This window comes from Mycobacterium hainanense (assembly GCF_041890355.1).
In the GTDB taxonomy this organism is placed as follows: Bacteria; Actinomycetota; Actinomycetes; order Mycobacteriales; family Mycobacteriaceae; genus Mycobacterium; species Mycobacterium hainanense.
In genome coordinates, this window is record NZ_CP169059.1 from 2,153,739 (window position 1) to 2,178,136 (window position 24,398).

Below are 24,398 nucleotides of genomic sequence, written 5' to 3' on the forward strand. Positions count from 1 at the left end.
TGTGCTCACTTGCGGTCGACGCCCCGGGTCAGGCAGTCGAACATCGCGACGCGGCACAGGTGCCGAGACGCTCGAAGAACGCCCTGAACTCGGGCAGCGTCCAGAACAGCTCGACATGGCTGACAAAAGGGGGATCAAGACGAGCCGGTTGGGCCCATCGCCGAACCACTTGATGCGCAAGGCTCAAATCGCCGCAGGGCGCGTACGACGTTTCCGCCACCGGACGAGCGTACTGCCGTAGGCGTTAGCCGTCATCACATCTTCGGCATCGCGCAGGGGCATGCGATAACGCCGCGGCATTTTCGGAGAACTCTGCCAGGTGTGCTGGTCGGCTTCGCCGCTGCGTGGTGGCAAGGGCGAGGCGCGATAAGCGAACTGGAAAAAAGCAACGGTGGGGCCTTTGCTGAACGCCCGAACGATACATACTGAACAGATGTCGCCCAGACGTCGGCGCGCCGCCCGCACGTCATCGGTTACGCCTTCGAGAGCGTCAGTTTGGCTGAGGGCAGTTCCGCCGCCCGCGGTTGCGGTCACCGCCGCGGCTGGCTGCTCCGTCGTCGCGGCAGCGCTGGTCGTTCTCCTCAAGCAAGTGGCGCCGGAGGACCCGACCGGGACGATCTACGCGGTTTTGTTGTGCCTGGTCCTCATCGGCGCCGCCGTCGCCGCCGTCGCCGCCGCAACCGGTCGCGGGAGAGTCAGCAACGGATCGGACGAGAGCCCTCACCGAGTGGAACAGTTCTTCGAACTTACTTCAGATCTCATGGTCATCTCCGATCAGGGCAAATTGCTCAAGGTCAATCCGGCCTTCGAAAAGACGCTGGGTTACACGATGGACGAATTGGTCGCTGCCCCATTCCAATTGGTGCCGCCGGAAGACATGGATCGGCTCCGCGAGCCGATAAAAGAGCTGACCGATGGCCGTGGGCCGGTTCGTTTCGAAAACCGGGCGATCAGCCGCGATGGTTCTTCGCGGTGGATCGAATGGAGTGTCGCGCCGCACCACGGGTTGTATTACGCCGTTGGCCGCGATGTCACTGTGCAACGCGAGGAAGAAGAGCAACTCCGCGAAATCCGGACGATGCTCGAGGCCAGCCAGGAGCGGCTGCGTGCCAGCCGGGACCGCCTGCGCCGGCTCGCCCGGCATCAGACGGCGCTGCGTCGGGTGGCCGAACTGGTCGCCGGCGATGCGGAGCCTGCTGACGTGTTCAACGCCGTGGCCGAGGAGATGGCCAATGTTCTGGGCGTCTACAACGCGACGGTGGGTCGCTACGAAGGCGATGACGTCGTCATTGCGGCGCTTGGACGTCCGGAGATCGACCTGCCCAATCCGCCGGCGGTGGGCGAGCGGTTTCCGCTGGACGGCGACGACGTCGCTGCGATCATCCGGCGCACGGGACGGCCCGCTCGGGTGGACAGCCACGAGCACGCGGTGGGTGCTTCGGCGGCACGCCTGCGGCAGATGGGGATCCGATCGATGGTTGGCGTCCCGATCATGGTCGGTGAACAACTGTGGGGGGTGGCCGCCGTCGCCTCGCGGTCCGATCCACTGCCGGCCGACACCGAGGTGGGCATCGCCGACTTCGCCGATCTGGTTACGACCGCGATCGCCACTGCGGCGGCGCGTGAACAACTGAATTTGAGCCGCGGCAGCTTGCGCGAGCTCGCTCGACGCCAATCGGCGTTGCGCCGGGTGGCGGAACTGGTCGCGCGCGAGGCGCAGCCGGCAGCAGTGTTTCACGCGGTCGCGGAGGAGATCGCCAGCATTCTCGACGTCCACAATGCGACGGTGGTCCGCTACGACGGCGACGCGACCATCGTGGAGGCCGTCGCGCGCGCTGACTCTGGGATGCCGAACCTTCCGGTGGTCGGGGAACGGTTCGTGATGGAGGGGGACAACATCGCCCTGATGGTTCGGCGAGACGGTCGGCCGGCGCGAATCGATGACTATGAGCACGCTTCGGGCGCGTGGGCCGAGCGGATCCGTGCGGGCGGCCTTCAATCAGTCGTTGGTGTGCCCATCGTTGTTGGCTCACATGTGTGGGGAGTGCTGGCGGTCGCGTCGCGGACGACGCCCATGCCTCCCGAAACCGAAGCCCGCATGGCCGATTTCGCCGACCTGGTCGCCACCGCGATCGCCAACGCGGCTACCAGGGACCAGCTTCGGGCAAGCCGCGACAATTTGCGCGACCTCGCCCGACACCAGACGGCGCTGCGGCGGGTGGCCGAACTGGTGGCGCGCGAGGCGCCACCTCGCCAGGTGTTCCGGGCGGTGGCCGAGGAAACCGCGGGCTGCCTGGACGTCCACAACACGACCGTCGGCCGGTTCGATGACGATGCCATCGTCATCGAGGCTCTTGGCCGCGCCGAGCCGGAACTGCCGAACCCGCCGGCGATCGGTGAGCGGTTCCCCGTGACCGGCGACCACATCGGGCCAGTCATCCGCCGCACCGGTCGGCCCGCGCGAATGGACAGCCACGACCATGCGGCGGGCGAGACGGCCGCACGCATTCGCGATGCCGGGGTGCGGTGCATGGTGGGCGTACCCATCACCGTCGGGGCACAGGTGTGGGGCGTGCTTGCCGCGGCGTCGCGCGATGAGCCGCTGCCGCCCGACACCGAGGCGCGCATGGCCGATTTCGCGGATTTGGTCGCCACGTCGATTGCGAACGCCGCCACCAGGTTTGAGCTTCACGCCAGCCGTGACAGCCTGCGCGACCTCGCTCGACAGCAGACGGCGTTGCGCATGGTGGCCGAACTCGTCGCCCGCGAGGCGCCGCCCGCCGAGGTCTTCAACGCGGTCGCCGAGCAGCTGGGGGAATGCCTGGACGTCTACAACACGACCGTGATTCGTTTCGACGGTGATGACATCGTCGTGGAGGCAGTCGGGCGCGTGGAGGAGTTGGACATGAGCGCGCCGACGGCCGGCCAGCGTTTCTCGCTGGGTGGGGACCACGTTGCGCCGATGGTGCTGCGCACCGGCAGGCCCGCCCGCATGGACACCCACGACAGCGCCGCCGGCTCGACGGCCGCGTTCATCCGTGAGCTCGGCATCCAATCCATGGTCGCGGTCCCCGTCGTCGTCGGTGGACATGTCTGGGGTGCGGTCGGCGTGGCGTCGCGAACGGAACCATTGCCGCCCGACACCGAATCGCGCATGGCGGACTTCGCGGATCTGGTGGGCACCTCGATTGCCAACGCCGCCACCAGATCTGCGTTGCAGGCGAGCCGCGACAGCCTGCGCGAGCTCGCCGACAACCTGAGCGTGCTGGCCAGGCAGCAGGCCGCGTTGCGGCGCGTGGCGACGTTGGTCGCGCAAGGGGTCAGCCCGACGGAGGTGTTCTCGGCGGTGGCCGAGGAGATGGCCGAGTGCTTGAACGTCGGCAGCGCCGAGGTGCTCCGTTTCGAGGACGACGGCGCGGCGATCGTCGTCGCCGCCTCCCATGCGGCGCCCGGAGTGGCACATCTGGAGGCGGGGGAGCGCCTGAGCACCGAGGGTGACAACGTCGCCGCGAGGGTGTTGCATACGCGGCTCGCGGCGCGGATGGACAGCTGGGTGGGCGCCACCGGCCCCATTGCCGAACGCGTCCGCGAGTTGGGTGTCCGGTCCCGCGTCGGAGCCCCGATCGTGGTGGATGAGCGGCTGTGGGGGCTGGCCGTGGTGGCCACCACCGAAGGTGATCCGCTGCCGCCCGATACCGAGGCGCGCATCGTTGAGTTCGCCGAACTGGTGGCGACGGCGATCGCGGCCGCGACCACCCGCGCGGAGCTGATCGCCTCGCGGGCCCGGATCGTGGCGGCCGCCGACGACGCCCGTCGCCGCCTGGAACGAGACATCCACGACGGAGCACAGCAACGGCTCGTCGCCCTGGGCATGAAACTCCGTCTCGCGCAGGAGTCGGTGCCACCCGAATCCGATGCCCTCAAACACGATCTATCCGAAGCGGTTTCGGGTTTGACCGACGTATTCACCGAGCTGCAGGAGATTTCCCGGGGCATCCATCCGGCGGTGCTGTCGACCGGCGGCCTGTCTGCGGCGCTCAAGACGCTGGCCCGTCGCTCGTCGGTGCCCGTCGACCTCGACGTCGCGATTGACCACCGGTTGCCGGAGTCGGTCGAGGTCGCCGTGTACTACGTGGTCGCGGAGGCTTTGACCAACGCCGCCAAGCACGCTCAAGCATCCGAGGTGAGGGTGCGGGCGCACGCCGACGACACCAACCTCACCTTGCTCATCTCGGACGACGGCGTCGGCGGGGCAGACTCGGGTAAGGGCTCCGGGCTGATCGGCCTCAAGGACCGCATCGAGGTGCTGGGCGGCTGGATGCGTGTCGCCAGCCCCGTGGGAGGGGGCACGGCCCTCGACATCACCATCCCGCGCCACACCAACCAAGCCGAATGAGTGTAAAGCGCTGCGAAGCAAGGATTCTGAACGGCAGAGGCAGGAAATCTGCCCGTCTCAAGTCGCCGCAACCAGGTCTTCCAGATGCTGAGACGTCACGCTGGCGGTGGCCTGCCGCTCGGTGATCGTCAGTTGGCCGCGACGCGTGCTCAGGAACGTCAGGATCCACGAGACCAGTGTCGTCGTCCGGCTTTTGAAGTCCACCAGGTACACCAGGTGCAGGAACAGCCAAGCCAACCAGGCGACGAACCCGCCGAACTCGATCGGGCCGACCTTGGCCACCGCCGAGCACCGCGACACCGTGGCCATCGATCCTTTGTCGAAGTAGGTGAACGGTCGGCGTCCGGCGGGATTGGCGCCCTTGAGTTCCGCTTTGATCACTTTCGCCACGTACTTGGCGCCCTGGATCGCACCCTGGGCCATGCCCGGCACACCTTCCACGCAGGCCATGTCGCCGATCACGAACACGTTCGGATGACCCGGAATCGACAAGTCCGGCAAGACCTTGACGCGTCCGGCGCGGTCGATCTCGGTCGCGGACTGGTCGGCGATGTCTCGGCCCAACGGGCTGGCGGATACGCCCGCCGACCACACCTTGCATTGCGATTCGATGCGCCGAACGGTCCCATCAGCGTCCTTGACCATCAGGCCACTGTGGTCGACGTCGGTAACGACCGTGCCCAACTGAACCTCGACCCCCATCTTCTGCAGCCGGTCTTGGGCCTTCCTGCTCAGTTTGGGTCCCATCGGTCGAAGCAGCGCATCGCCGGCGTCCAGCAGGATCACTCGCGCCGTGGCGGAGTCGACGTTGCGGAACGAGCCTTTCAGCGTCTCGCGGGCCAATTCGGCGATCTGACCCGCCATCTCCACACCCGTCGGACCGCCACCCACGACGGTGAAGGTCAACAGCCGCTGCCGGTGCGCCGGATCGCTGGTTAGCTCCGCCTGTTCAAACGCCCCGAGGATGCGGCCACGCAACTCCAGCGCGTCGTCGATGGTCTTCATGCCGGGGGCGAACTCGGCGAAATGGTCGTTGCCGAAGTAGGATTGGCCCGCCCCCGCCGCGACGATCAACGTGTCGTACTCGCACATGTAGCGACGCCCCAGCACCTCGGAAAGCACGCGGCGGCCTTCGAGGTCGATGTGGACCACGTTGCCCAACAACACTTTGGCGTTCTTCTGCCCCCGCAGGATCACCCGGGTGGCGGGGGCGATTTCGCCCTCCGAGATGATGCCGGTCGCCACTTGGTACAGCAGGGGCTGGAACAGGTGGTGCTGGGTGCGCGCGATCATCGTGACGTCGACGGAAGCGTGTTTGAGCGCCTTGACGGCGGTCAGCCCGCCGAACCCGGAACCGATCACGACAACGCGATGCTGTTGTTCCATTGGCACTTCACTTCCTTCGGTACATTTTCTGCCGCCATTTCTTGTGCGGCCCGCCGCACACTCGAGCTTGAATGCGCGGCCGGCCGCACACTCGGCGACAAGGATCGCGTCCGCTCTGGGTCAATGATCGAGATGCACGATGCAAAACGCATCACCGCCAGCACCCATGACCGCCTGCGGAAAACCGGCGGTGGCTCCTACCGGCTAGTGCGAACCCATCGGAGCGCGGCTGATTCGGGTATCCGCCGCGCGAACGGATGCCGCCGCGGTGGTTGACGACAGCGACGGAGGGTACATGCATCGGCATGACCCCGCGTCCCGATGCGTCGGATGCCGTCCAGCCCGAAACGGCCGAAACGGCCGACTCGTTCGACGCCGTGGTGTCGACATGGGCCGAGCAGGTGCGATGTGAAAGCGCGTACGGGTGCGAGCGGCCGGCGAGTTGGCTCGCACTGCGTCACCGGCCCTGCGGTGGTCATCAGCCGGTGTGCACCGTCCACTACCGCAAGTGGGTGCGGGCCTGTTCGGCCAGAATCGCCCGCTCCGGCCGAATGAAATGCATCTACTGCGGGCAGAATTTCAAGACCGCCGAACAGTGCATCCATTTCCGGCCCCTGTGAGCCTTGGGCGGCGTGAGCTCCGGCGGCCGCATCACGGCTGCTTCACAGCGGCGGAACGGCCGCCGGCCGAGCTCCGGCCGCGGCCCTGGGCCGGCTCAGCACCCGCTGCGGCCACCAGAACCATGGGCCAAGGATTCGGGCGATCGGCATGACGAGGCACAGCCGCATGATGAACATGTCGAAGACCAGTCCGATCGCGATGGTCGACCCGGCCTGCCCGATGTTCTTCACGTCGCTGGAAAGCAGCGCCAGCATCGTGCCGGCGAGGACCAGAGCCGCAGTGACCGCCACGCTCAGGGAGCCCGCGATCGCGCGGATCATGCCGGTCGCGATACCGGCGTCGAGCTCTTCCCGGTACCGGGACAGCAGCAGCAGGTTGTAGTCGCAACCCACGCCCACAAGCACAATGAACGCGATGGGGACGTTCAGCCAATGCAGTTGGGTGCCGAGCAACGTCTCCCAGATCAGGGACGCCAAGCCCAATGAACCAGCGAACGACAGCACGACGATGATCAGCACCAATATCGAACCGACCAGTGCCCTGGTGATGACCAGCACGATGACGAACACCAGCCCGAACGTCGCCAGCATCATCAGGATGAGGTCGTTGTGGGAGAAGTCCTCGACGTCGCGGTAGGTCGGTGAGGCACCCGCCATGTCCAATTTCGCGTTCGACAGCGCCGTTTGCTTGATGGCCTCGTGTGCGGCGGCCGTTGCATTCCTCGACTGCTGAATTCCGGCCGGGCTCATCGCCTCGCCCTCGTGGAAAACCATGAAGCGCGCGCCTTTTCCGTCCGGAGTCATGAAGAACTCGAGACCGACCTTGAAATTCTCGGTTTCGAGCGACTCTGGCGGCAGAAAGAAGAAGTCGTCGTTCTTCGCGTTGTCGAATGCCTGCGCCATGTCGATCATCGGATGAATCATGACTTCCATCTGCGGAATCATGGCGTGCAGAGTGCTTTGCGTACTCAGTGTCAGCGACTGCATCGCCCGCATTTCGTTGACCATCGTTCCCATGTGTTCGGCCATGGCGTGCATCAGGGGAACCATCTGCGGAGTGACCGTGTCGATGATGGCGAGGCCCTTCACCAAGTTGCCGAGCTGCTCGCTCACCTGGTCGACGTTGTCGACCGTCTCGGTCAACGACCGGAGGGCCCAGCAGATCGGGATGTCGTAACAGTGCCTCTCCCAGTACAGGTAGCCGCGCAGCGGCCGGAAGAAGTCGTCGACGTTCGCGAGGTTGTCTCGGACTTCGTCGGTGATCGCTCGCATTTGTTCGGTCGCCTCGCGGGAGATGTGAGTGCCACCGGTCAGCTGGCTGGTGAGATCCGTAAGCCGGCCGGTGAGCTGTTCAAGCTGGGTGGTTTCGTCGATGAGCTTGCCCATGTGATCCGCCGTCGTGTCGATGTCGGCGACCCGATCCTTGAAGAAGGCGAGGTTCTCGCCGACCTTGGTTCCCACCGACCCCATGGAGTAGGGAAGTGAAGCGTGTTCAAGGGGCCGGCCGTTGGGCCGGGTGATGCCCTGCACCATGGAGATGCCGGGAACCCGCAGGATGGTCTTGGCGATCCGGTCCAGGGAGATCAGGTCGGTCGTGTTGCGCATGTCGTGATCCGCGCTGACGTAGAGGTTGTCGACGGACAACTGGCTCTTCGGGAAGTGCCGGTCTGAGGCCGCGTAGCCTTCCACCGACTCGACCGTCGCGGGCGCGAAGTCCCGGTCGTTGTAACTCACCTTGTAGGTGGCGAGATTCATCACGCAGAGCGGGACGACGAGGACGGCGACGAAGATGAATGCGGCAGGCCACCGGGTGATGGCGGTCCCGAGTCGGCGCCACATCGGGCTGGTCGGGCTGATTCGCTGCAACCATTTGATGCGGCCCCCCAGCGCAAGCATCGCGGGCCCCAGGGTGAGGGCGGCAACGACCGCCACGACCATCCCCACGAAGCAGGGCGGCCCTAGGGTGCGGAAGTAGTTGAGTTTGGTCAGGCTGAGGCAAAGCGTCGACCCGGAGATCGCCATGCCCGAACCGAGGATGACGTGCTGCGTGTTCGCGACCGACTCGTAGTAGGCAGATTCCTTGTCGTGACCCGCCCGGCGTGCCTCGTTGTATCGACCGATGAAAAAGATCCCGTAGTCGGTGGCGACGCCCAGTACCAGGGCCACCAGCATGTTCATCGCGAACGACGAAATGCCCAGGACGTGCAGACCGACGAGGAACGAGACGACGCCGCGCGCCGTCGCCAGGATGAGGAGCACACCCACCAGCGGGATGAGGGCTCGGGCGAACGAACGGTAGGCGAGCAGCAGCATGACGATGATGACGATCACCGACACGATCGTGAGCGTGAACATGCTGGCGTCGGCGGCGTCGAGCGTGTCGGTGTTGAGTGCGGCCGGTCCGGTCACGTAGGTGTTGAGGCCTTGCGGTTTCGGGACCTTGGCCACGATGTCCCGGATGGCGTCGATCGACCGGCTCGAGGTGGCATCGCCGGTGTCGCCCGTCGGGCGGACGGTCAGCGTGGCCGCCTCGGCGTCGGCGCTCTGCTGTCCCGACTTCGTCACCGGCTTGCCCCACAGGTCCAGCAGGGACTGGACGTGCTGTTTGTCGTTGCGCAGGCGGCGGACCACTTCGTCGTAGAACTGACGGTCCTGGTCGCCAAGCTTGCGGCCCCGGGTCTCGAAAAGAATGACGACCGCGCTCGTGTAGTCGGACTCCTTGAACGCGCTGCCCTGCACGAGCGCGGCCTGCGACGATGGGGAGTCCCGGGGGACCAACGCCTTAGCATTGGCCTTGGTGTTCTCCTCGATGGAGGGGACGAACACGTTCACCACGATGCCCAGCAGCACCCAGAACGCGACGATCGGCACTGCGAACTGGCGGCACAGCCTCGCAAGGAGGGGTCGCTTGACCGGTTCGTAGGCCGGGACCGGTTCTTCGGTCTCGATGGGCCCGGTGGGTGCGTCGTCGTTCATGCCGCGGTCACCGTGCACGCGACAGCGGCGCTCTGGTGGGACACGAGGTGCTCATCACGGACCTTGCCGTCGACGAGGATGCGACACCCGGCGGAGTCCCCGTCGACCTGCATGACGAGGCTCAGCGTCGCCGAGGGCGACATCGTCGTCTCCGAAACCGACCAGGGCAGCGCTGTCAGCCGGACTTCGATCGGCTGGCTGTCGAGGTTGGCGTACACCACCTTGCCGCCCCCGCCGAGCGTGCCGAACGCCTCGTAGGTGACGTTCTTGGGGTTGATTTCGACGACCGTGGCCGGCAGGGAATTCGTCGTGGCCGGATGGCTGATGGCTTCGCTGTTGGTTCGGACGGTGTTGACGCCGTAGGCGACGACCGCGAGGACGCCGATAATGACGAGGGGCCGCCAAAGCTTCTCGAGGACGCCTGTGTTGTTTCGCCCTTTGCGTCTAGCGCTCATGCCGATCCTCCTCCGGATCGTTCACCACGTGCGCACTATTGGAGGCAAGCCTCCAAGGCGGGTCTTTTCGACCTTTGCTCGACCGTCAGATTCGGTTGTGTGTGTGCATAGTAAACGCTAAAAAACAATGAGCGCTACCAGATTTAGTTGCGCAATCTAACGGCGTTTCTCGGGGGCATCGGCTCGTGTCCCAATGGGGTGCGTTGTAATCCATCCCAAAGGTGACGAATAGTCGGAAACCGCGAATACCCGCTAGCAGGGTATGCCGATTGCCGTCAGCGGCAAGGACAAGCGGTCACGACAACGCCATGCTTGATGGCGAGTGCGGCACATCGACGTTTGCGCCGCAAAAACCTTGCCAATCCATGCCTTTCATCTTGCCTGAGGAGCGAGCAATGACCGACCAACTCATCGGTGCCCATAACGGGCTGCACACAGAGCAGGGCGCCCTGCCGGGTGAACACCCCGGACGCTGCGCCAACCCGGTCATCAAGGTCCACGACGTCATCTGGCTGGAGTTCGAGAAGCCCGACCTGAAGAAGGCCGAGGAATTCGCGGTGGCATTCGGGTTCAGCGTCGCGCTGCGCACCGACGACGAGTTGCACCTGCGCGGCAGTGACGCCGGTGCGCCGTGTGTGCTGATCCGCCGCGGCGCGCGGTCGCGGTTCGTCGGCCCCGCCTTCGTGGCGGCCGATTACTCCGACCTGCTGCGGTTGGCCGGCGCGACCGGGACGACGGTGCGGCCGCTGCCCGTGACCCTCGGTGGGGTGGCGATCGACCTCGTCGACCCGAGCGGCATTCCCGTGAAGGTGGTTTCGGGGGTCCACGAGTTCGAGGAGTTGCCCTCGCATCAGCCGCACGTGTTCAACTTCGGCCCCAGCCGCCAGACCGTCCGCGCCAACTCCACCCAGCGGCCCCCGCGCGTGCCCGCCACGGTGCAGCGGCTCGGGCACATCGTGTTGCAGACCCCGAAGTACATCGAGGCGCTGAACTGGTACCTGGACCACCTGGGGCTGATCGTCAGCGACTTCTGCTACTACCCGGGGCAGCGTGAGCGCGGACCGGTCATGAGCTTCATCCGCTGCGACCGCGGCTCGGTCCCGGCCGACCACCACACGCTGGCCATGGCGTTGGGTCCGACCCATCGCTACGTCCACTCGGCCTACCAAGTGTGCGACCTGGACGCGCTGGCCGCCGGCGGCGAATTCCTGCGCGAGCAAGGGTATTTCCGTTCCTGGGGCATCGGCCGGCACATCCAGGGCAGTCAACTGTTCGACTACTGGCGCGATCCGGAGGGTGACTTCCTGGTCGAGCACTACGCCGACGGTGACATGTTCGACAACACGTTGGAGCCGGGCTGGGCGCCGCTGACGGCCTCAGGCCTGTACCAGTGGGGCCCGCCGCCGAGTAAGGACTTCCTTGGCGTCGGCACACCGAAAGAGACCGCGCGCGAGGTGGCTTTGATGCTCGACGCGTTGCGCCACGACAACGAGTTTGACCTGTCGGCGCTGCGCGGGCTGTTCAGCGTAGCCAATTCGTAATACCCACAACCCAACCCACTGAAAGTTAGGAATTTTCCGATGACGATCTCCATCCTGCGCACCGACGACTCATGGTGGGTGCAGACGCCCACTGGTGCCGCCCGCATCCGCACCGACGCGGCGACCACCGGCGAGCTGCTGGCGGACCGCGCGGCCATCGACCTGGCCGTCCGTTCGACCGACACCGTGCCAGTTGAAGGCCTGAAGGTGGTCTCGCCGGTCACGACTCCGTGCCGCGTGGTGGCCCAGGCCACCAACTACGCCTCGCACGTGCGCGACGTCGGCCGTGACCCGGCGAAGACTCCGCTGACCTTCTTCCGCAAGGCCTCCGGCTCCGTCGCGGGCCCGTTCGACGACATCGTCAAGCCGCCCCACGTCAAGCTGCTCGACTACGAGGTGGAGATCGGCCTGCTGATCGGGCGTGAGCTGCCGGTGGGCACCGAGGTGACCGAGGCCAACCTGGCCGAGTTCGTCCACGGGCTGCTGGTGACCAATGACGTCTCGGCACGCGACGTCCAGATGACCAAAGCCCAGTTTTACGAGTCGAAGTCGTATCCGACCTTCACTCCAGTCGGGCCCGCGCTGGTGCTGGTCGACGCCGACGAACTCAAGCGCTTCGGCGATCTGCGGGTAACGTTGAAGGTCAACGGCGAAGTGCGGCAGAACATGGTCGTCGAGGGCGACATGCTCTTCTCGCCGGTGCAGGCGCTGCAGGCGCTGACGAAGTTCCAGAAGCTCGACGCCGGCGACATCGTGCTGACCGGCACGCCGGTCGGCACCGCGATCACCGCGCGCGGCGTCGAGAACCCGCACCAAGCCGACATCGCGACCTTCCTTGCCGCGCAGGCAAAGAATCCCAACTACCTGCATCACGGGGACGTCGTGGAGGCCACGGTGGCCACCGACGACGGCGCCATCGACCTCGGGACGCAACGCAACAAGGTGGTTTACGCATGAACGCGCAGTCCAACGGCGCCGCGGCGTCCCTGCCGGACTTCGTGCCGGTGATCATCGTCGGCGCCGGCCCGACCGGCATCACGGCGGCCACCTTGCTGGGCCAGTACGGCATCCCGGTGCTGGTGCTCGACCGGCACGAATCCGTCTACCCGTTGCCCCGCGCGGTGCACGCCGACGACGAGATCTACCGGATTCTGGCTCGCCTGGGCGTGGGTGACGAGTTCGCCGCCCACCGGCGCCCCGCGCACGGTCTCCGTCTGCTGGACAAGGAGTTTCGGGTGCTGGCGGAGCTGAAGCGCAGCACCGAGCCCAGCGCCAACGGCTACCCTCAGATGAACATGTTCGACCAGCCGGAGCTGGAAGCGATGATGCGCACCAACCTCAAGCGCTACCCGCGCGTCACGCTGCACGGTGACGTCGAGGTCACCAGCGTCACCCAGAACAAGCACGGCCGCGTGCGGGTGAGCTTTCTCGACCGGGTGCGCGGCGGCGAACAGTCGGTCGAGGCACAGTACGTGCTGGGCTGTGACGGCGCCAACAGCACGGTCCGCGCGTCAATCGGCTCGCACATGTACGGGCTGCCGTTCCAGCAGGAGTGGATCGTCATCGACGTCGACACCGACGCCGACCTCGACCAGTGGGAGGGCTGCCATCAGCTGTGCAGTCTGGAGCGCGCCGGCACCTACATGCGGGTCGGCGAGACCCGGTACCGCTGGGAGTTCCGGCTTCTCGATGGGGAGAGCGCCGCGGACTACCAGACCATCGAGCAGATCGAGCCGTTGATCAAGCCGTGGCTGGGCGGCGTGCCGGCGGACCAGTTGCGCCTGGTGCGCGTCACCGCGTACACCTTCCGCGCGCAGGTCGCCAGCAGCTGGCGCGACCGTAACGTGTTCGTGCTCGGTGACGCCGCCCACCTGACACCGCCGTTCGTCGGCCAGGGCATGGCGGCTGGCCTGCGCGATGCGCTGAACTTGACCTGGAAAGTGGCTGGGGTGCTTGGCAGTTCGCTGCCGGAAAGTGTGCTGGACACCTACGAGCAGGAACGCAAGGCGCACGCGGCCGCCATGATCATGATGGCCGTGTCGGTCGGAGCGGCGATGACGGGCGGCGGGACGACCGGCGACCTCGTCCGCAAGGTGGTGTTCCCGCGGCTGCAGAACCTACGCCTGCCGGGCACCCGCACCAGCGCCGCCGACGGCGTAGCGCCCGGGTTGCACCGGTCGGAGATGGTCGTCAAGTCCCGTGTGCCGGGGGGGTTGGCGGGCACGCTGTGCCCCAACCCGGTGCTGCGCGACGGCCTGCGCCTCGACCAGCTCGTCGGCAACCGCTTCGCGCTGGTGACGTCGGCGTGGTTGAGCCCCGCGCAACATAAGGAGCTCGACAGCCGCGGGGCCGTCGTGGTCTCCGTCTCGCGCGAGAGCCAACTCGGTCGCTGGCTGAAGCAAGGCCGGGCAACCGGGGCCATCGTGCGACCCGATGGCGCGGTCATGCAGGCGGGTAAGGAGATTCGGGCTCTGTGCGACGCGGTGCCGTCATTTTCCGCCGGCCGGGAGATCGAAGCCGAAGGGGACGGCCGATGACCGACTTGTTGGTGCTCAACGACGGCAAGCAGGAAATCCAGGCGGTGTCGCTGGACGGCAGCCGCGTGCGGACCCTCGTCACCGGGCTCGACGAGAGGCCCGACGGCCTCATCGTCGACGAGTCCCGTGGCCACATCTACTGGACGAACATGGGCGCCGCCGATCCCGGCGGCGGCCCGCGTTCGGAGGCTGCATACGTCCGCAACGGGTCACTGGAACGCGCCGACCTCGACGGGGGCAACCGCGTCACGATCGTTCCGCGCGGGGCGTTCACGACGGGCAAGCAGCTCGCCGCCGATTTCGACGCGGGCGTGCTGTACTGGTGCGACCGCGAGGGCATGCAGGTGTTGACCTGCAACCTCGACGGCAGCGACCTGCGTGCGCTCGTGGTGCCGGCGGTCGGCGAGGATGCGGCGCGCACCATCGCCAACCACTGCGTGGGCGTCGCCGTCGACCTCGATAACCGCCTGCTGTATTGGACTCAAAAGGGTGCCCCAAAGGCCGGGGAAGGCAGGATATTCCGGGCCCCGCTCGACCTGCCGGCCGGAGTCAGCCCCGGGCACCGTGACGACATCGAACTGCTTTGGAAGGACCTGCCCGAGCCGATCGACCTGCACCTGTCGGAAGCCACCACGCTGGTGTGGACTGACCGCGGCGCCGAACCCGACGGAAACACCCTCAACCGGGCGAGGGTACAGCCGGTGGTCGGCACCCCGGAAATCCTGTCGGGGGGATACCACGAGGCGATCGGCATCGCGGCGTTGTCCGACTCGGAGTTCTACGTCGGCGACCTCGGTGGCAGCATCCGCTACGTCAATCTCGACACCGGCGTCGACACCGAGCTGCTGCAGTTGGGCTACGGTCTCACGGGCCTCGCGCTCGCCGAGCTCTGATCGGCGAGCGCGAGTCCCACGACCCCGTGGGCTGGGAGACGGAAATGAGTGACTGGATCGCTTTCTGGCACAACCTGACACCCGGGCAAGGGACGCTGCTCGGCGGCGCCTTCGTCGTCCTCGCGGGAGTCATTGCGTTCGGCACGGGTGCACTCGATCGGCGTTCGGAGCACAAGCGCTTCCACTACGAGGAAATGAAAGCGCTTTACGTTGAGGCCCTGCGGATCGGGCGGGACTTGGAAATTCTCAAGCCGCTTCCGCCGGAGGTCCGCAGGGAAGTGCTGACCGAGAAGGCCGAGGCGATCGACAGGGTGATCAGCGAGCTCGCGTTGACCGGCAACTACCGCACCGCCGACCTCGCGATCGCCTACGCCTACCAACAGTCCGTGCAACTCGGCGAGTGGGTGCGACAGGTCGAAGCCGACAAACATATGACGGAGCGGCTTCAGGTGTGGCTGGACAACATGCCCGAAGCTCAGCGAGCCGCACTGAAATCTTTCGAGGAAATGCGGATCGACCGCAGGGACGTGGTTCAGGCGGTACGCAAGGAACTGGGCCTCTACGTTCCGGTGTGGTCGCGGTATCGGCGTGCGCTGCGGGACGGCATCGTGGACCGGCAGTTCCCGCTGAACTGACACGCCCGTCAGTCGAATCGGTTCGCGTGACAGCGTCGTCCGGTCAGTGCGGCGGCCCGGGTGCAGGCGACCATCCAAATGAATGCGCTCGAGACCGTCGCTACCCGATGTATTTCTGAGGCGGAAGCATGTTCGGCCGCATCAAGGACTGCAGTGTCGTCCCTTCCGCCGTCACAGCCTTGCCTCGCGGCGCCGACCAGGGGGCCAGGTTTGCCGGTGCGCTCGCGACACCGAGCGGTGGGGCCACCCCGCTGAGGTCGGTCTCGCTGACGACGTTCACCGGTAACGCTCTGGGGAGCAGAGCATTTGCGGAGGGTGGGCTCCCCCAGGCAGACGGCACCGACAGGGCTCCGACGGTGGCCGCGCGCCCGACACCCGCAGACACCGCACCCGCGATCGGATAGGGGCCAAGCGCTGACCCCAGCGTGGCTGCCACTTTGCTCAGGTTGGCGCCCATTTCGGTCAATGCTGTCGCCGTCGAGTCCGCTGCTGCCGCACTTGAATGCGTGAATAGGGAGGCCGCCGACAAGATGGTGGATGGGACCGTTGCGAACGCGCTGATCCCGGAGTTCACGGTATCGGGTTCCAGGGCCTTGTTTATGTTGGCGAGAATCTGCTGGATGATCGTGTCGGTCGAGGGACCGGTCGAATTCGCGGTGGAGTTGGCCACCGCGGCGGTTTGTGCCCCCAAACCGGCCGGATTGGTGTTTTGTTGCGGTGGCGTGAACGGCTTAAGTCTCATGGCGGCGGCCGACGACCCGGCGTAGCCGTACATCGCAGCCGCGTCCTGTGCCCACATTTCGGCGTAGTACGCCTCGGTGGTCATGATTGCGGGGGTGTTGACGCCCAAGAAGTTGGTGGCGACAAGCATCGCCAGCTGCGCTCGGTTCGCCGCGATCACCGGCGGGGGGACGGTGGCCGCGAACGCCGCCTCGAACGCCGACGCCGCGGCGCGGGCCTGGGTGGCCGCCTGTTCGGCCTCCGATGCGGCGGCGCGCATCCAGGTCACGTATGTCGCCGCGGCGGTGGCCATCGACAGCGATGACGGTCCGCGCCAACCTTTTTCGGTGAGCCCGGCTATGATCGAGGCGTATGAGACCGCCCCGGAATGAAGCTCAGCGGCTGCTGTCTCCCATGCGGTCGCGGCTTCGAGCAGCGGCCCCGACCCGGCTCCCGCGTACATGCGGCCGCTGTTGATCTCGGGCGGCAGCGCTTGAAAGTCCATACGGGATACCGTTTTCAGCGAGCTGCGGCCGCATTGGCGACCTCGGTGAGGGCGTACGAGCCGGCAGACGCTTGCAAGGTGGCGACGAACATCTGGTGAATCACGGCTGCCTGCGCGCCGAGGTCCTGGAAGAGCGCCCCGTGGGCCGCGAACGCGTCCGCAACCAGCGCGGAAACCTCATCGGCCGCAGCGGGTATCAGCCCGATCGTGGGATCGGACACCGCGGCATTCATGGCGGTCACCGCCATACCGACTGCGGTCAGATGTTCTGCGGCCACCGACAAATCCTCCGGCTGTGTGGTGACGAACGACATCGAAACTCCCAGTGCGTTATTCGGTCCGGCTGCGAAATCACCGACTGGCGACCTCAACACCTAGCATCGTCGTGGTACCGGCTGGTGTCGTCGGCGCTAGCGGCCCACCGGGATTCCGGCTAGCAGGAATACTTTTGGCGAACGGGATCGGCCCATCAAGTTGGCACGGGGGACCTCAACGGAAGGCTCGCCTAGGCGCCGCAACAGCCGTTGCGGAGAGTGGCAGGGCGCGAAGCTGCCGCTAGCCCGCGAGCCCGAGGGCGCCGCGGATGGCATCACCAGACAAGTCGGCCTTCGGAATGAAGGCCAGAGCCGAACTGGTGGAGACCAACTCGGCGAAATCCTCCTCGGCATGCGTGGAGATCAAGATCGTTGGCACCTGCGCGCCCGACTCATCCCGGTGCAGGCATTCGACGATGTCGAAACCGCTCGACTCGCCGAGATCGATATCGATGAGTGCCACGTCGGGCCTCAACTCCTGAACGCGCCGCAGCCCCTCTGTGAAAGACGTGGCCACCGCCACCACGCTTATTCCCTGGCGATCAAGCAATTGCGCCGCCGCCTCGAGGAAATCCCGACTGTCGTCGACAATCACGCAGCTCGTCCGCCGGTCAGTATGCACGAGTTCAGTGTGCGTCAGTCGCCGACCCGTCGCATGGAAGCTAGCAGGAAAATCCGTTCCCCTCCGGCTCGCGCTTCCGGTCACCTGGCACGCGTGGGTGGGTGATAACCGGAACCCGCGACGGCTGCCACCGGTGCAGACGGGACCCGGTTCAGCGGCAAAGGTGGACATGGCGCCGGACAGGCGTGAGCCGCGACAGGAAAGGTTGCATGATGACTCTGCCAGAGCAATCGACCGCCGGAGCCCTCTCGACCGCCGAATTCGAACAACGGGTAACGCCGCGGGTTGCTGACCTGTACCGCCGGGCCATGCGGCTGACAACTCAGCATGCCGACGCTGAAGACCTCGTCCAGGACACCTTGGTCAAGGCCTTCGCGGCGTTCGACTCGTTTCAGTCGGGGACAGACATAGGCGCTTGGCTGTATCGGATCCTGATCAACACCCACATCAGTAACTATCGAAAGGTCCAACGGCGTCCGACATTGCAGTCGACGGATCGCATCACGGATGCGCAACTGATGACGAGCGCGGCCCATTCATCGAAGGGTATGCCGTCAGCGGAGGACCAGGTGCTGAGGCGCCTCGGCCACCCTGAGGTCGTCGCCGCAATGCGGGCCCTTCCCGAGCAGTCCAGGTTGGCGGTCTATTACGCGGACATCGCGGGTCTGAGCTGCCGGGAAATCGCGGCGTTGATGGGCACTCCAATTGGAACAGTGGTGTCGCGTCTCCATCGCGGACGGCACCGACTGCGGTGGTTACTCGCCGAGGAGGACTGCAGCACAGGCCACGGTGACACCGGGCGGCAAGCTCAGATCGCGTGAGTCGTTGCGCGCCGGCATCATTCAGGACAGGCCCGCTTCAGCGGGAGTCCAGGAACGTGATCACTGCCCGCACGCGACGGTGATCGTCATCGGTTTCCGATAGGCCCAATTTGGTGAGAATACTGCGCACATGCTTCTCCACCGTGCCCTCGGTGACCCATAGCCGTCGCGCGATTCCGGCGTTCGAACGGCCCTCGGCCATCAGCTCGAGGACCTCCAGCTCCCGCGGCGACAGCGCCGCCAACGGGTCGTTCCGGCGCTGTCCGGACACCAGTTCTTGAACAACCGCCGGGTCAACCACCGACGCGCCCTTGGCGATCCGTTGCAGGGTGTCGACAAAATCGGCGACGTCGGTGACGCGGCTCTTGAGCAGATATCCGATGCCGCTGCCACTGGCCAACAGCTCCATCGCATGCTCGACGTCGACATAGGCGGACAGCACCAGGATCCCCGTGCCGGGTAACTCCTCCCGGATCGCGCGAGCGGCCTCGAGGCCCTCGGTGGTATGGGTGGGCGGCATCCGGATGTCTACGACGACCACATCGGGATTGGCTTTTCGTACCAACGCGAGTAACTCGACGGCGTTGCCGACCTGCCCGACCACGCTGAATCCGGATCGGTCCAGCAGGCTGGCCAGGCCCTCGCGTAGCAGGGTCTCGTCGTCGGCCACCACCGCGCGCAACTGCGCCGGCGTCGTCCCAGCCTCGGCGGTGGTTGGTTCGGTTGTCATCGCCTCGACCTCCCGCATTACCACTTGAGGAATCATCTTGCACCGCGCGCTGGGCGTTTTCTAGCCATCACACACATCCATTGACGTCCCGACGGACCCGACGAAGTGCGGCAAAATGGGCACGTTGCGGCGTCGTCGCGCGAACCGCCAACGCGATATCGCATTCGTAAATCGCGTCATTGATGCCGAGCGCTCGCGCTAGGTGCGCATCCGGTCGATGAGGTTCGACAACACCACGATGCTTTCGCTGCGCTCGATGTCCGCGCTCGACCGGATGCGCTCGAGGGCGGCTTCCAGATGACGCATGTCGCGCGCCAGCACGTGCAGGATCGCGTCCGACGTGCCGGTCACCGTCGCGGCGCTGGCCACCTCGGGGATGTCCACCCAGGCGGCGCGCAGCCGGTCGGGCGCGATCGTGCCGTGGCAGAACACCTGCACGTAGGCCTCGGTGTTCCAGCCGAGTGCGTTGCGGTCGACGACGGTGGTGAAGCCTTTGATGACGCCGGCGTCGAGCATCCGGTCGACGCGGCGCTTGACCGCCGGGGCAGAAAGATTCACCTTCTCGCCGATATCGGCGAACGTTGCCCGCGCATGCTCGGTCAGTTCGGTCAGGATGCGGGCGTCGGTCTCGTCGAGTCGCTCCATCTCACCCCCGATGTCGGCCCGCGCAATAGATCGATACAAAGCCGAGTCTAACGCAATAAACCATGCCTAGACACGCAACAGCTAGCGTTTGATTGTGCAGGATATGCCAAATACCGTTGATTTATGACGGAACAGTACGTCGCAGCGCCCTCGCCCACTCCGGCGTCTACCGCCCACATTCGTACCCCCACCGCCCGCCGCTACGCGATGACGCCGCCGACGTTCTTCGCTGTCGAGTACGCGATCAACCCGTGGATGGACACCGCAACACCCGTCGACGTCGGCCTCGCACACGCCCAATGGGAGGCGTTGCGCGCGACCTACCTCCGCCTGGGCCACCACGTGGATGTGATCGAGCCTGCGGCCGGGCTCCCGGACATGGTGTACGCCGCTAACGGCGGTTTCGTCGCCGGTGACGTGGCGATCGTCGCGAAGTTTCGATTCGCCGAGCGGGCCGGTGAATCGCGCGCCTATGCCGCCTGGATGTCATCCATCGGGTATCAGCCCGTGTCCACCCGCCATGTCAACGAGGGGCAGGGCGACCTGCTGATGGTCGGGCAAACGGTCTTGGCGGGCTACGGATTTCGCACCGACCGGCGCGCACACCCGGAAATCTCCGCGGCGCTTCGCCTGCCCGTCGTTTCACTCGAATTGGTGGATCCGCGCTTCTATCACCTCGACACCGCGCTGGCCGTGCTTGACGATCACACGATCGCGTTCTACCCGCCGGCGTTCAGCGCCACCGCGCAGGACCAACTGCAGGCGCTGTTTCCCGACGCGATCGTCGTCGGAAGCGCCGACGCATTCGTGCTCGGCCTCAACGTCGTGTCCGACGGGCGGCACGTCGTCCTGCCCGCCAAGGCAACCGGATTCGCCGCGCAACTGCGCGCCGCGGGCTTCGAGCCCGTCGGCGTCGACCTCTCCGAACTGCTCAAGGGTGGCGGTTCGGTCAAGTGCTGCACATTGGAGGTATTCCCATGACCATCCTCGACGCCCGCACTGCGACCGCAACCGAGGCCGCCGTCGAGCTGGTAGACCGCCATGCGGCGCACAACTATTCGCCGTTACCGGTGGTGGCGGCCAGCGCGGAGGGTGCTTGGATCACCGACGTGGAGGGCCGGCGCTACCTGGATTGTCTGGCCGCCTACTCGGCGGTCAACTTCGGCCACCGCAACCCGGAAATCACGGCGGCGGCCCACGCCCAGCTCGATGTCGTCACGCTGGTGAGCCGCGCTTTCCATTCCGACACCCTCGGCCCGTTCTGCGCCGGTCTGGCCCGGCTGTGCGGCAAAGACATGGTTCTGCCCATGAATTCGGGTGCTGAGGCCGTGGAGAGCGGTCTCAAGGTCGCCCGCAAGTGGGGTACCGACGTCAAGGGCGTCCACGACGGTCGGGCGAACATCATCGTGGCCGACAACAACTTTCACGGCCGCACGATCAGCATCGTCAGCTTCTCCTCGGATTCGGCGGCGCGGGACGGGTTCGGGCCGTTCACGCCGGGGTTCCGCTCGGTGCCCTTCGGCGACGCCGACGCGCTGGCGCGTGCGATCGACGACGACACCGTCGCGGTGCTGCTGGAACCGATTCAGGGCGAGGCAGGCATCGTCGTTCCTCCCGACGGCTACCTGCCGGCGGTTCGCGCCCTGTGCACCGAGCGCAACGTGTTGCTGATCGCTGACGAGGTCCAGTCCGGCCTGGCGCGCACGGGCCACACCTTCGCCTGCGACCACTGGGGCGTGGTGCCCGACGTCTACCTGCTCGGTAAGGCGCTGGGCGGCGGCGTGGTCCCCCTGTCGGCGGTGGTCGCCGACCGCGAAATCCTGGGCGTGCTGCATCCCGGCGAACACGGCTCCACCTTCGGCGGCAACCCGTTGGCTGCCGCCATCGGCACCACGGTGGTGTCCATGCTGGGCCGCGGAGAATTCCAAGCCCGCTCGGCGCTTTTGGGCGCACACCTGCACGCGCGGCTGCGCGCACTGCTGGGTCACGGCGTGCTGGCGGTGCGCGGCCTGGGGTTGTGGGCGGGCGTCGACGTCGACCCGCGGCTCGGGACGGGCAAGCAGATGAGCCTTCGGTTGGCCGACCGGGGCGTGTTGGTGAAGGACACGCACGGCTCGACGTTGCGGTTCGCGCCACCGCTGGTGATCAGCGAGCGGGAGATCGACTGGGCGATTGAGCAGTTCGCTTCTGCGTTGCGGGAGGCTGGCCCATAATCAGCTGATCGAGCAAGGAGGGGTCATTGCCACCCACGTCGATCAGCCTGAAAGAGCAGATGCTGCGGCGCCGTCCCGTTGTCGGCACGCCCGTCGCGTACGGGGCCGCGGACCACCTCAAGCGGAGCATCGGCACCTTCCAGCTGACCATGTTCGGGGTCGGCTCGACGGTCGGGACGGGCATCTTCTTCGTCATGTCTCAGGCCGTGCCCGAAGCCGGCCCGGGAGTGATCCTGTCCTTTCTCATTGCCGGGCTGGCCGCCGGGCTTGCGGCTATCTGCTACGCCGAATTGGCCTCGGCGGTGCCGGTTTCCGGGTCGTCGTACTCGTATGCGTACACCACCCTGGGCGAGGTCGTGGCGATGGGGGTGGCGGCCTGCCTGCTGCTCGAATACGGGGTGTCGACCGCTGCGGTCGCGGTCAACTGGAGCGGTTACCTGAATAAGTTGCTCAGCAACGTCTTCGGCTTCCAGTTGCCGCACGCGCTGTCGGCCGCGCCGTGGGACGCGCGGCCCGGCTATGTGAATGTGCCCGCGATCATCTTGATCGCGATGTGCGCGTTGCTGCTTATCCGCGGCGCCAGCGAATCGGCCAGGGTCAACACGATCATGGTCCTGGTCAAGCTGGGCGTGCTGATCATCTTCGTGATCGTGGCGTTCACGGCGTTCGACGCGGACCATCTCCGCGACTTCGCGCCCTTCGGCGTTGCGGGAATCGGCTCGGCCGCCGGGACCATCTTCTTCTCCTATATCGGGCTCGATGCCGTGTCCACCGCGGGCGACGAGGTGAAGGATCCGCAAAAAACCATGCCGCGCGCGCTGATTGCGGCGCTGGTGACCGTGACGAGCGTTTACGTGTTGGTCGCGGTGGCCGCGCTGGGCACCCAGCCCTGGCGGGACTTTGCCGGGCAGCAGGAGGCCGGGCTGGCGACCATCCTCGACAACGTCACGGGCGGCAGCTGGGCGAGCACTATCCTGGCCGCGGGCGCGGTCATTTCGATCTTCTCCGTCACGCTGGTCACCATGTACGGGCAGACGCGGATCCTGTTCGCGATGGGCCGCGACGGGCTGCTGCCCAACCGATTCGCGCGGGTGAACACGCGGACCATGACGCCGGTGGGCAACACGGTGATCGTCGGCATCGCGGCCTCAGCGCTGGCCGCCTTCATCCCGTTGGACAAGCTCGCGGACATGGTGTCCATCGGGACGCTGACCGCGTTCGTCGTCGTGTCCGCGGGAGTGATCATCTTGCGCGTGCGCGAGCCCGACCTGCCGCGGGGATTCAAGGTGCCCGGTTATCCCGTCACGCCCGTCCTTTCGGTGTTGGCGTGTGGGTACATCCTGGCCAGCTTGCATTGGTACACCTGGATTGCCTTCAGTGGCTGGATCGCGCTCGCGTTAGTCTTCTACTTCGTGTGGGGCCGACATCACAGCGCGCTCAACGCCGCAACGCTCGAGCGGGACGCGCTGTGACCGTCGTCGTGGGGTACCGGGCCGGCAAGGTCGGGCTCTCCGGATTGCACTTGGGCGTGCGTATCGCGCGGACCCACGGCACCTCGCTCTCCGTGGCGACCATCGTGCCCAAGCCGTGGCTGACACCGTCGCGCGGTCGCATCGACGCCGAGTACGAATTGTGGGCCGACACCATGGCCGCGGAGTCGGCGAAGGAGGCCGCCCGTTTCCTGGACACGGTGGCCGACGGGATCGAGGTCACCTACCTGCACCGCGCGCACGGATCGGTGTCCGGCGGTCTCCTCGAAATCATTCATGAGGTGAACGCCGATGTGCTCGTGTTGGGCTCGTTGCCCAGCGGGGGGCGCGGACAAGTGCTGATCGGCTCGACCGCCGACTGGCTGCTGCACGCGTCGCCCGTGCCGATTGCCATCAGCCCGCGGAATTACCGCTCACACCAAGGCAAGTTGTCCCGGCTCACGTGTGCCTACTCGGCCACCCCGGACTCGGTCGACGTGGTGAAGCGCTGCTATGACTTCGGCCGGCGATTCGGGGTGCCGGTGCGGGTGATCACCTTCGCGGTCCGCGGCAAGACGATGTATCCCCCGGAGGTCGGGCTCGAGGTCGAGGATCAGGTGCTGCAGGCCTGGGCCTCCCAAGTGCGAGACATCCTCGAGGAGCTCAAAACCGGCCACATCGTGAGCGAAGACGTTGCGCTGCAGGTCGTTACCGGTCGCAGCTGGAAAGAGGCGCTGGCGAAGGCGGATTGGCAGGAGGGCGAGATCCTGGCACTGGGCACCCGGCCCCGCGGTGACATCCGGCGGGTCTTCCTCGGGTCCCGCAGCACCAAGATCATCCGCGAGAGCCCCGTGCCGGTGCTGGTGCTGCCCGGCTAGTGTCGTGAGTCGTTAATTCATCATTAGCGTTTAAGCTTGGTG

General features: G+C 66.2%; 21 protein-coding genes. 12 read left to right on the top strand and 9 right to left on the bottom strand.

Annotated features, from left to right (window positions below; genetic code table 11):
- Window positions 1-183: 183 nt before the first annotated feature.
- Entirely contained in the window at window positions 184-534 is a 351-nt protein-coding gene (locus ACEL92_RS10095; protein ID WP_374025426.1) for a hypothetical protein, read from the bottom strand.
- 55 nt (window positions 535-589) lie between these two features.
- On the opposite strand from ACEL92_RS10095, the gene ACEL92_RS10100 reads away from it, so the two are divergent.
- Entirely contained in the window at window positions 590-4,396 is a 3,807-nt protein-coding gene (locus tag ACEL92_RS10100; RefSeq protein WP_374025427.1) for a GAF domain-containing protein, read from the top strand.
- Window positions 4,397-4,453: 57 nt separating this feature from the next.
- Here ACEL92_RS10100 and ACEL92_RS10105 read toward each other — a convergent pair whose 3' ends face one another.
- Window positions 4,454-5,782, bottom strand: a complete 1,329-nt coding sequence (locus ACEL92_RS10105) for an NAD(P)/FAD-dependent oxidoreductase (RefSeq protein WP_374025428.1) — start codon at window positions 5,780-5,782, stop codon at window positions 4,454-4,456.
- 305 nt (window positions 5,783-6,087) lie between these two features.
- Here ACEL92_RS10105 and ACEL92_RS10110 point away from each other — a divergent pair, with 305 nt between their 5' ends.
- Window positions 6,088-6,402 carry a hypothetical protein gene (locus ACEL92_RS10110; protein ID WP_374025429.1) on the top strand — a complete coding sequence of 105 codons (315 nt, stop codon included), beginning with the start codon at window positions 6,088-6,090 and terminating at the stop codon, window positions 6,400-6,402.
- Window positions 6,403-6,444: 42 nt separating this feature from the next.
- On the opposite strand, the gene ACEL92_RS10115 is transcribed toward ACEL92_RS10110, so the two are convergent.
- Both ACEL92_RS10115 and ACEL92_RS10120 read right to left on the bottom strand, forming a co-directional pair.
- Window positions 6,445-9,378, bottom strand: coding sequence for an RND family transporter (locus tag ACEL92_RS10115; protein ID WP_374025430.1), 2,934 nt, complete (start codon window positions 9,376-9,378; stop codon window positions 6,445-6,447).
- Window positions 9,375-9,833, bottom strand: a complete 459-nt coding sequence (locus ACEL92_RS10120) for an MmpS family transport accessory protein (RefSeq protein ID WP_374025431.1) — start codon at window positions 9,831-9,833, stop codon at window positions 9,375-9,377. Before ACEL92_RS10120 ends, ACEL92_RS10115 begins: the two co-directional genes overlap by 4 nt.
- A gap of 395 nt (window positions 9,834-10,228) precedes the next feature.
- On the opposite strand from ACEL92_RS10120, the gene ACEL92_RS10125 reads away from it, so the two are divergent.
- From ACEL92_RS10125 to ACEL92_RS10145, 5 genes are read left to right on the top strand one after another with little or no spacing between them, the layout of a single operon-like run.
- A complete protein-coding gene (locus tag ACEL92_RS10125; RefSeq protein WP_374025432.1) occupies window positions 10,229-11,374 on the top strand; it encodes a 2,3-dihydroxybiphenyl 1,2-dioxygenase in 1,146 nt (381 codons plus the stop codon).
- Between the two features lie 39 nt (window positions 11,375-11,413).
- Window positions 11,414-12,331 (top strand): fumarylacetoacetate hydrolase family protein, encoded by a 918-nt coding sequence (locus ACEL92_RS10130; RefSeq protein WP_374025433.1) that lies wholly within the window; start codon window positions 11,414-11,416, stop codon window positions 12,329-12,331.
- Window positions 12,328-13,911 (top strand): bifunctional 3-(3-hydroxy-phenyl)propionate/3-hydroxycinnamic acid hydroxylase, encoded by a 1,584-nt coding sequence (locus tag ACEL92_RS10135; RefSeq protein ID WP_374025434.1) that lies wholly within the window; start codon window positions 12,328-12,330, stop codon window positions 13,909-13,911. The genes ACEL92_RS10130 and ACEL92_RS10135 overlap by 4 nt, the downstream gene beginning before the upstream one ends.
- Entirely contained in the window at window positions 13,908-14,804 is an 897-nt protein-coding gene (locus tag ACEL92_RS10140) for a hypothetical protein (RefSeq protein ID WP_374025435.1), read from the top strand. The genes ACEL92_RS10135 and ACEL92_RS10140 overlap by 4 nt, the downstream gene beginning before the upstream one ends.
- 44 nt (window positions 14,805-14,848) lie before the next feature.
- Window positions 14,849-15,439, top strand: coding sequence for a hypothetical protein (locus ACEL92_RS10145; RefSeq protein ID WP_374025436.1), 591 nt, complete (start codon window positions 14,849-14,851; stop codon window positions 15,437-15,439).
- A gap of 100 nt (window positions 15,440-15,539) precedes the next feature.
- Here the strand turns inward: ACEL92_RS10145 and ACEL92_RS10150 are convergent, their stop codons facing one another.
- From ACEL92_RS10150 to ACEL92_RS10160, 3 genes are all read right to left on the bottom strand, one after another.
- The gene (locus ACEL92_RS10150) at window positions 15,540-16,664 is read right to left on the bottom strand and encodes a PPE family protein (RefSeq protein ID WP_374025437.1); all 1,125 of its coding nucleotides are present in this window, start codon (window positions 16,662-16,664) and stop codon (window positions 15,540-15,542) included.
- A 14-nt stretch (window positions 16,665-16,678) separates the two neighbouring features.
- On the bottom strand, window positions 16,679-16,978 hold the full coding sequence (locus ACEL92_RS10155) for a PE family protein (protein ID WP_374025438.1): 300 nt from the start codon (window positions 16,976-16,978) through the stop codon (window positions 16,679-16,681).
- A 241-nt stretch (window positions 16,979-17,219) separates the two neighbouring features.
- Window positions 17,220-17,573 carry a response regulator gene (locus tag ACEL92_RS10160; protein WP_374025439.1) on the bottom strand — a complete coding sequence of 118 codons (354 nt, stop codon included), beginning with the start codon at window positions 17,571-17,573 and terminating at the stop codon, window positions 17,220-17,222.
- 212 nt (window positions 17,574-17,785) lie between these two features.
- Between ACEL92_RS10160 and ACEL92_RS10165 the strand changes: the two genes are divergently transcribed.
- Window positions 17,786-18,421: a sigma-70 family RNA polymerase sigma factor gene (locus tag ACEL92_RS10165; protein WP_374025440.1), complete on the top strand. Its 636-nt coding sequence runs from the start codon at window positions 17,786-17,788 to the stop codon at window positions 18,419-18,421.
- Window positions 18,422-18,458: 37 nt separating this feature from the next.
- Here the strand turns inward: ACEL92_RS10165 and ACEL92_RS10170 are convergent, their stop codons facing one another.
- Window positions 18,459-19,151, bottom strand: a complete 693-nt coding sequence (locus ACEL92_RS10170) for a response regulator (RefSeq protein WP_374025441.1) — start codon at window positions 19,149-19,151, stop codon at window positions 18,459-18,461.
- 198 nt (window positions 19,152-19,349) lie between these two features.
- Window positions 19,350-19,796 (bottom strand): Lrp/AsnC family transcriptional regulator, encoded by a 447-nt coding sequence (locus ACEL92_RS10175; protein ID WP_374025442.1) that lies wholly within the window; start codon window positions 19,794-19,796, stop codon window positions 19,350-19,352.
- 123 nt (window positions 19,797-19,919) lie between these two features.
- On the opposite strand from ACEL92_RS10175, the gene ddaH reads away from it, so the two are divergent.
- The 4 genes from ddaH to ACEL92_RS10195 are packed head-to-tail and all read left to right on the top strand — an operon-like array spanning window position 19,920 to window position 24,356.
- The gene (gene ddaH / locus ACEL92_RS10180; protein ID WP_374025443.1) at window positions 19,920-20,777 is read left to right on the top strand and encodes a dimethylargininase; all 858 of its coding nucleotides are present in this window, start codon (window positions 19,920-19,922) and stop codon (window positions 20,775-20,777) included.
- Window positions 20,774-22,009, top strand: a complete 1,236-nt coding sequence (gene rocD / locus ACEL92_RS10185) for an ornithine--oxo-acid transaminase (RefSeq protein ID WP_374025444.1) — start codon at window positions 20,774-20,776, stop codon at window positions 22,007-22,009. Before ddaH ends, rocD begins: the two co-directional genes overlap by 4 nt.
- 26 nt (window positions 22,010-22,035) lie before the next feature.
- Window positions 22,036-23,481: an amino acid permease gene (locus ACEL92_RS10190; protein ID WP_374025445.1), complete on the top strand. Its 1,446-nt coding sequence runs from the start codon at window positions 22,036-22,038 to the stop codon at window positions 23,479-23,481.
- Window positions 23,478-24,356, top strand: a complete 879-nt coding sequence (locus ACEL92_RS10195; protein WP_374025446.1) for a universal stress protein — start codon at window positions 23,478-23,480, stop codon at window positions 24,354-24,356. The genes ACEL92_RS10190 and ACEL92_RS10195 overlap by 4 nt, the downstream gene beginning before the upstream one ends.
- Window positions 24,357-24,398 lie beyond the last annotated feature (42 nt).

Bases quoted from the DNA above. Each gene is read 5' to 3' on its own strand.
- rocD (WP_374025444.1), top strand. From the start codon at position 20,774: ATGACCATCCTCGACGCCCGCACTGCGACCGCAACCGAGGCCGCCGTC.
- ACEL92_RS10150 (WP_374025437.1), bottom strand. From the start codon at position 16,664: ATGGACTTTCAAGCGCTGCCGCCCGAGATCAACAGCGGCCGCATGTAC.
- ACEL92_RS10135 (WP_374025434.1), top strand. From the start codon at position 12,328: ATGAACGCGCAGTCCAACGGCGCCGCGGCGTCCCTGCCGGACTTCGTG.
- ddaH (WP_374025443.1), top strand. From the start codon at position 19,920: ATGACGGAACAGTACGTCGCAGCGCCCTCGCCCACTCCGGCGTCTACC.
- ACEL92_RS10155 (WP_374025438.1), bottom strand. From the start codon at position 16,978: ATGTCGTTCGTCACCACACAGCCGGAGGATTTGTCGGTGGCCGCAGAA.
- ACEL92_RS10130 (WP_374025433.1), top strand. From the start codon at position 11,414: ATGACGATCTCCATCCTGCGCACCGACGACTCATGGTGGGTGCAGACG.
- ACEL92_RS10125 (WP_374025432.1), top strand. From the start codon at position 10,229: ATGACCGACCAACTCATCGGTGCCCATAACGGGCTGCACACAGAGCAG.
- ACEL92_RS10140 (WP_374025435.1), top strand. From the start codon at position 13,908: ATGACCGACTTGTTGGTGCTCAACGACGGCAAGCAGGAAATCCAGGCG.
- ACEL92_RS10175 (WP_374025442.1), bottom strand. From the start codon at position 19,796: ATGGAGCGACTCGACGAGACCGACGCCCGCATCCTGACCGAACTGACC.
- ACEL92_RS10110 (WP_374025429.1), top strand. From the start codon at position 6,088: ATGACCCCGCGTCCCGATGCGTCGGATGCCGTCCAGCCCGAAACGGCC.
- ACEL92_RS10105 (WP_374025428.1), bottom strand. From the start codon at position 5,782: ATGGAACAACAGCATCGCGTTGTCGTGATCGGTTCCGGGTTCGGCGGG.
- ACEL92_RS10145 (WP_374025436.1), top strand. From the start codon at position 14,849: ATGAGTGACTGGATCGCTTTCTGGCACAACCTGACACCCGGGCAAGGG.
- ACEL92_RS10120 (WP_374025431.1), bottom strand. From the start codon at position 9,833: ATGAGCGCTAGACGCAAAGGGCGAAACAACACAGGCGTCCTCGAGAAG.
- ACEL92_RS10170 (WP_374025441.1), bottom strand. From the start codon at position 19,151: ATGACAACCGAACCAACCACCGCCGAGGCTGGGACGACGCCGGCGCAG.
- ACEL92_RS10115 (WP_374025430.1), bottom strand. From the start codon at position 9,378: ATGAACGACGACGCACCCACCGGGCCCATCGAGACCGAAGAACCGGTC.